This is a genomic window from Tumebacillus permanentifrigoris, assembly GCF_003148565.1.
In the GTDB taxonomy this organism is placed as follows: Bacteria; Bacillota; Bacilli; order Tumebacillales; family Tumebacillaceae; genus Tumebacillus; species Tumebacillus permanentifrigoris.
Genome location: NZ_QGGL01000037.1, coordinates 1 through 7,166 on the forward strand (window position 1 = coordinate 1; position 7,166 = coordinate 7,166).

Consider the following 7,166-nt stretch of genomic DNA (forward strand, 5'->3'; position numbering starts at 1 on the left):
CCAGTTGTCACAGTCTCGTGATGATGGCGGAAAGGTCACACCTGTTCCCATCTCGAACACAGAAGTTAAGCTTTCCAGCGCCGATGGTACTTGGACCGCAGGGTCCTGGGAGAGTAGGACGTCGCGAGGCATATGAAAAAACTCATTCCTATAGGAATGAGTTTTTTTGTGTAAATACTAGATACGATTGGAAGAGCTACAAAAAAGGACTTTGGACCTACACTGTCGAATTGTTTTTGAATTCATGAATCCTCTTAAAAAAGGTGTGGTCTTATGCAGACAAGTAACTTCACCTTCCTCGCAGACAAATGGCCGATCTTGGTTAATCTAGGGGAAATGGCAGAACGGAATTTACACCAAGATCCGAATACAACCTTATTTAAGCTCCGATTATTCGGGGAAATGATGGCTAAATATATGCTGGCGATGGAAAACATCAGCGAACCTAACGATCACCGGCAGGACAGCCGATTGCGCCTGTTTCGCCAAGAAGATATCGTAACATTTGAATTGTTGGAGATCTTCCACGCATTGCGAATCAAAGGGAACCGTGCAGTTCATGACTCCTACGAATCGTTCGAAGAAGCGAAATTACTGCTGTCCTTGTCCTATAAACTAGCAGTCTGGTTCATGCAAACCTACGGAGAGTGGGATTATGAGCCAGACGATTTTGTCGTGCCTCCAGCTCTGGAACAATCGGATGAGGTTCAACAGCAACAGATTGAACGACTCACCGCAACATACGAGCAGCGTCTCTCTCAAATGCAACAAGAACTGGAGTCTCTTCGCGAACAAGAATCTACATCTGACCAGCGTCAAGATCGTCGCAACCGATCCCGAAGCGCGGCTGCATTAATCCAACTCAATGAAGCGGAGACCAGGAAGATTATCGACACTCAACTGGAGATTGCGGGGTGGGAGGTGGATACACAACACCTCACATACGCTAAGGGAGCCCGCCCAGAAGTGGGAATCAACCAAGCGATTGCGGAGTGGCCGATTGGCAGAAAGAAAGCGGACTATGCGTTGTTTGTCGGTCTGAAACTCGTCGGCATCATCGAAGCAAAACGCAAGAGCAAAGACGTAAGCACCGACTTGGAGCAGGCCAAAAAATACGCCCGTGAAGTTGTACAAAAGACAAACGAAGAGATCATCGGACCATGGGGCGAGTACAAAGTGCCGTTTATGTTTGCGACCAATGGCAGACCCTATCTAAGGCAGTTGACCACTAAATCGGGAATCTGGTTCCTTGACGCACGTAAAAATACCAATCGTGCGCGTCCATTGCCAGGTGGGTGGTATGGACCTCAGGCATTGCTTGATGAGTTGCAAAGAGATACCGACGTGGCGGACGAAAAACTGCGCAATGAACCGATGGATGATCTCCGTCTGCGTGACTACCAACTGAAGGCGATTCGCGCCGTAGAAGAGAGCATCGCGAACGGTCAACGAGATATTCTCCTCGCTATGGCAACAGGTACAGGAAAGACGCGCACCACCATCGGTCTGATCTACCGTCTGATCAATTCAAGCCGCTTCAAACGCGTACTGTTTCTCGTTGATCGCACCGCATTGGGCGAGCAAGCGATAGATGCGTTTAAAGAAACCAAGCTCGCAGAATTTCGCACCTTCACCGAAATCTTCGAGTTGCAAGAGCTCGAAGATAAAGTGCCAAACAAAGAAACCAAAGTTCAGATCGCCACCGTCCAAGGCATGGTCAAGCGCATTCTCTTCAACGAAGACGAAGCATCGATTCCAACTCTTGACCAATACGACTGCATTGTAGTGGACGAAGCGCATCGCGGTTATACGCTCGACAAAAACATGACCGACGTCGAATACCAATTCCGTGACCAGACCGACTACGAAAGTAAGTATCGCAAAGTGCTCGACCATTTTGACGCTGTCAAGATCGGACTTACAGCAACGCCAGCTTTGCATACCACAGAGATTTTTGGCAAGCCCGTGTTCACCTATTCGTATCGGGAGGCAGTGATCGATGGTTATTTGGTTGATCACGAACCCCCGCATCAGATCAATACACACTTGAAGGAAACAGGTATCAAATGGGAAAAAGGCGAGAAGGTTGACGTATACGATGCCAACACGCAAGATATACAAGTGGAGGAACTGCCCGACGAGGTGGAATTGGAGGTCGAGCACTTCAACAAGCAAGTGATCACCGAGAATTTTAACCGTGCCGTGCTCCGCGAAGTGGTTCGGCACCTGAATCCAAGCGGCAGAGAAAAGACCTTGATCTTTGCTGCGACAGATGAACATGCTGATCTGGTTGTCGATATACTCAATCAGGAGTTGGAAGCCTTGTACGGTGAGGTGGACAACAGTGCCGTCATGAAGATCACGGGCACGATCCATGAACCATTAAAAGCGATTCGCCGTTTTAAAAATGAACGCTTGCCGAATATCGTCGTCACAGTCGATCTGCTGACAACGGGTATTGACGTGCCGCCGATCACCAACCTCGTCTTTTTGCGCAGGGTACGTTCCCGTATTTTGTACGAACAGATGATCGGACGTGCTACACGCCTGTGTGACGACCTCGATGGCGTCGCAAAGACGCATTTCAATATTTTTGACGCGGTGGGGCTGTACGAAGCGTTGCAACCGGTGAACACGATGAAACCAGTCGTCACGAGTCCAAGCATCACCTTCACCAAGCTAGTGGAAGAACTTTCGCAGATACAAGATGAGCAACAACAGCGAGAGCATATTGACATGATCCTCGCCAAACTTCAGCGGAAAAAACGCCGCATGACACAGCGGGAACACCAAGATTTCAATACGTTAACGGACGGTCAATCCATCGAGCAATACATCGACTGGATGCGGCACGCGCCTGTAGAAGAAGTACGTACAACTGTGACCGAGAAATTGAACCTGTTTGATCTGTTGGATGAACACCGTTCGCAGCCGCGCAACCAATTCATTTCCTATCACGCCGATGAAGTGACCGGGGTGACGCGAGGCTATGGGGATGCACAGAAACCAGAGGACTATCTGGATGAGTTCGCACGTTTCATCAACGAGAACATGAACAAGATCCCAGCCCTCCACTTGGTCTGCACCAGGCCTAGCGACTTGACCCGCGAAGACTTGCGCAAACTACGGCTGGAACTGGACACACACAATTTTACCGAACTCAACCTGAGAACCGCGTGGCGTGAAATGACCACCGACGACATCGCGGCGGACATCATCGCCTTTATCCGTCAGCGTGCGCTGGGCAATGTGCTGATAAGCCAAGAGGAGCGCATAAGGCGCGCCATGCAGAAAGTCTACAGCATGACCAACTGGTCGCCGCAACAACGTAAATGGCTGACCTATATCGAAAAACAACTGCTCAAAGAAACCGTCCTGCACCCGCAAGCGGACAAGGCATTCGATGTCGAGCCGTTCAAAGGGCAAGGCGGTTATAAAATGGCCGAGCGGATTTTCGATGGCAGAACACAAGAAATTCTCAATCAAATCAACGAGTCGTTGTACACCACAGCGTAGGTAGAAAGAAGGAAGCATCATGAACACCCAAGAGATCGTACAGAAGCTTTGGAATTTATGTAACGTCCTGCGTGATGACGGGATCACCTTTCATCAGTACGTGACGGAACTAACTTACATCCTGTTCCTGAAAATGCTCAAGGAAAAGGGCAACGAAGTGAGTATCCCAGAGGAATTCCGCTGGGACTCGCTCGCCTCCAAGCATGGGATGGAATTGTTTAACCATTACCGCCGTCTGCTCTTGGAATTGGGGGGGAAGGGGAGCGGGTTGGTCAAGCAAATTTATGTCAATGCCAACACCAACATCACTGAGCCGAAAAATTTAGAGAAGATCATCAAGTCAATCGACGACCTCGACTGGTATAGTGCGCAGGTTGAGGGATTTGGCGATCTCTATGAAGGTTTGCTTGAAAAAAATGCGAGTGAGAAAAAGTCGGGGGCTGGGCAGTACTTCACACCTCGTCCACTAATTGACGTTATGGTCAAGTTGGTTGACCCGAAGCCTGGGGAAAGATGCAATGACCCGGCAGCGGGAACGTTTGGCTTTATGATAGCGGCGGACGACTATCTGAAGAAGAAGACCGATAACTATTTTGATCTCAGCGAACAAGAAGCCATCTTCCAGCGCGCCCAGGCGTTCTCCGGCTGTGAACTGGTCAAAGACACGCACCGACTGGCCCTTATGAACGCAATGCTTCATGGGATGGAAAATGAGATTTTACATGGCGACACCCTATCGAGCCTTGGCAAACAGATGATGAACATGGACGTCATCCTCACTAACCCGCCATTTGGCACGAAAAAAGGTGGCGAACGTCCGACACGAGATGACCTGACGTTTGTTACTTCCAACAAACAGTTGAACTTCTTACAACACATTTACCGTGCCTTGAAAGCAAACGGCAAAGCTCGTGCGGCGGTGGTTCTGCCGGACAACGTGCTGTTCGCCGAAGGCGATGGACAAAAAATACGTGAAGACCTGATGGACAAGTGTAATCTGCATACTATCTTGCGCTTGCCAACTGGAATTTTTTACGCACAAGGCGTGACGACGAACGTGCTGTTCTTTACACGCGGAGAGACAGATAAAGGGAATACCGATGAGGTATGGTTCTATGATATGAGGACCAACATGCCGAAATTTGGCAAGCGGACTCCGTTTACAGAGGCTCATTTCAACCAATTTATTGCGGCATACACGACCGAAGACCGAACTAAGGTAGAGGATGAGCGTTGGTCACGGTTTACGCGGGGTGAAATTCGGGATAAGGGCGATACATTGGATTTAGGGCTGATAGCGGATGAATCACTGTCATCGTATGAAGACCTGCCCGATCCGATCGAATCGGCAGAAGAAGCGATTGAGAAGTTGGAACGGGCGATTGCGCTGCTGAATGAAGTTGTGGGTGAGTTGAAGGTTGTTGAGGAGGGGCGGGAGTGAGGGAACTTAGTAGGCCAATTGACAGATTGGAGGAAAAAGTATTAGTTCCTGAGAGTGAGCAATCATTTAAAATCCCAGATAATTGGATATGGGTGAGGATTGGTACTATACTTCCGCCGATGAGGACTCGTAATCCTGAAAAACTTGGATCGAACTTTTTCACGTATATTGACATTGAGTCGATTAATAATGTGAATCAAGAAGTCGAATCTCCAAAAAAACTGCCTGTAAGTGAAGCACCAAGCAGGGCACAAAGAGCGGTTCATAATGGGGATGTTATAATTTCTCTTGTAAGACCTTATCTGAAAAATATTGCTTTGATTGATTCGGAATATGAGCATGCTGTTGCATCGACTGCTTTTTATGTATGTGGGTCAAGTCAAGCCTATGACTGTCGATTTTTGTATCACTTTTTACGGTCTGATTATTCAACTCAATATTTAGTTGCCAATACTAAAGGCGATAATTCTCCTTCAGTAAGAAGTGCAGACTTTTTGGAAATGGCTATCCCCCTGCCCCCTCTCCCTGAGCAAAAACGCATTGTTGATCGGATCGAGTCGCTATTGGGAAAGGTCAATGAGGCGAAGAAATCAATTGAAGGCACGCTTGATTTTTTATACCAATTCCGTCAAGCAGTTTTGTTATTGGCCTCGTCAGGGCAGTTGACAGCCGAGTGGCGAAAGAATCATCCCCATTTGGAGACGGCTACTGATCTCTTGAAAAGAATCTCTGAGAGAAGAGAAGAAGTTTATAAACAACGATGTCAGTTGGCTAAGAAAAACGGTGAGAGATCCCCAAGAAAGCCGATGGAATATATGAAAGTAGAGAACGATGAAATCAATATTCCTCACTCCTGGGCTTTAGCGCTTCCAGAGCATATTTGTTCCCCAGATGACTATGCAATCGGTATTGGTCCCTTCGGAAGCAATTTGAAAGTTTCGGATTACGCTTCTGAGGGTGTGCCGTTGGTTTTTGTTCGAAACATACGGAGTGGAGACTTCGCAGGGTTGGACCCAAAATACGTGAGTCATAAGAAGGCGGAGGAATTACTCCCTCACATGGTGAGGTCTTTAGACCTACTTATCACCAAGATGGGTGAGCCGCCAGGTGATTGCGAAATTTATCCTGAGAATATGCATGACGCTGTAATAACCTCCGATGTCATTAAGTTGCGAATTTGGGAGAATGATTTAGTCACCGAGTATTTCAAGCATTGTATCAATTCCTCGTTGATTAAAAAGCAATTAGGCTTGATCACAAAAGGGGTGACTCTGCAAAAGTTGAGTCTAGAGCGTTTCAGATCCATTATGATACCAGTTCCGCCACTGGAGGAACAGAAGGAAATCGTTCGATGCATTAAGCTGCTTTTAGATCATGCTGATCAAATAGAGGGTCTGTATCTCGGAACCAAATCCCGCATTGACACCATCACCCAATCCATCCTTTCCAAAGCCTTTCGTGGTGAACTCGGCACCAACGACCCGAGTGAGGAGAGTGCACTTGAGTTGTTGCAACAAGTCCTCGCCGAACGCATGGACGAAGCGCCGAAGAAAAAGAAGGCTGCGAATACGAAATAAACGAACCCATCATTACAGAGAATCCGACCAGACCCAGTCTCATAACGCAGACTGGGTCTTTTTCATATGCAGCCAATTGTTTGGGAGGTGACCATCTTGGATGTCCTGAAGAAATGGAGCCCGAGTCACTTGAGTCGTGTGACTCCGCTCGTGGTTGTGATCTAAATCAAAAAAAGTAGAATGCGGGTGGTAGATGAGAGAGTGGAGTGAAAACTGCGTTTTTTGTCTCGTTTTGTTGGAACTGAATCCAGCAACGAAGGTATGGAGATGATAAGATAACTTTTGTCGCCGCGAGTGATGCGGTGAATGAGAAGATAGAAAATCTACCAGTTGACTTGTACATGATGGGTATGATATCTTGATTTAGTCGCTTCGTCGGCATGATTTGATCCTTGAAAACTAAACGAGTGATAGATGAGAATCGATTCGAGCCTTGATTCAAACTTTAATTGAGAGTTTGATCCTGGCTCAGGACGAACGCTGGCGGCGTGCCTAATACATGCAAGTCGAGCGGACGGATGTGGAGCTTGCTCCATTGATGTCAGCGGCGGACGGGTGAGTAACACGTGGGTAACCTGCCTGGCAGACTGGGATAACGCTTGGAAACGAGTGCTAATACCGGATGATCTCTT

General features: G+C 47.8%; 3 protein-coding genes and 2 rRNA genes. All 5 read left to right on the forward strand.

Annotated features, from left to right (window positions below; genetic code table 11):
* Positions 1-13: 13 nt before the first annotated feature.
* Positions 14-130, forward strand: a 5S ribosomal RNA gene (gene rrf / locus C7459_RS22170).
* A 143-nt stretch (positions 131-273) separates the two neighbouring features.
* Positions 274-3,516 carry a type I restriction-modification system endonuclease gene (hsdR, locus tag C7459_RS22175; protein WP_109691424.1) on the forward strand — a complete coding sequence of 1,081 codons (3,243 nt, stop codon included), beginning with the start codon at positions 274-276 and terminating at the stop codon, positions 3,514-3,516.
* Positions 3,517-3,535: 19 nt separating this feature from the next.
* On the forward strand, positions 3,536-4,957 hold the full coding sequence (locus tag C7459_RS22180) for a class I SAM-dependent DNA methyltransferase (RefSeq protein WP_109691425.1): 1,422 nt from the start codon (positions 3,536-3,538) through the stop codon (positions 4,955-4,957).
* Positions 4,954-6,534, forward strand: a complete 1,581-nt coding sequence (locus C7459_RS22185) for a restriction endonuclease subunit S (protein WP_109691426.1) — start codon at positions 4,954-4,956, stop codon at positions 6,532-6,534. Before C7459_RS22180 ends, C7459_RS22185 begins: the two co-directional genes overlap by 4 nt.
* Positions 6,535-6,979: 445 nt before the next feature.
* A 16S ribosomal RNA gene (locus tag C7459_RS22190) occupies positions 6,980-7,166 on the forward strand; the annotation flags it as partial.

Coding starts and splice junctions, on each gene's coding strand:
- hsdR (WP_109691424.1), top strand. CDS start 274: ATGCAGACAAGTAACTTCACCTTCCTCGCAGACAAATGGCCGATCTTG.
- C7459_RS22180 (WP_109691425.1), top strand. CDS start 3,536: ATGAACACCCAAGAGATCGTACAGAAGCTTTGGAATTTATGTAACGTC.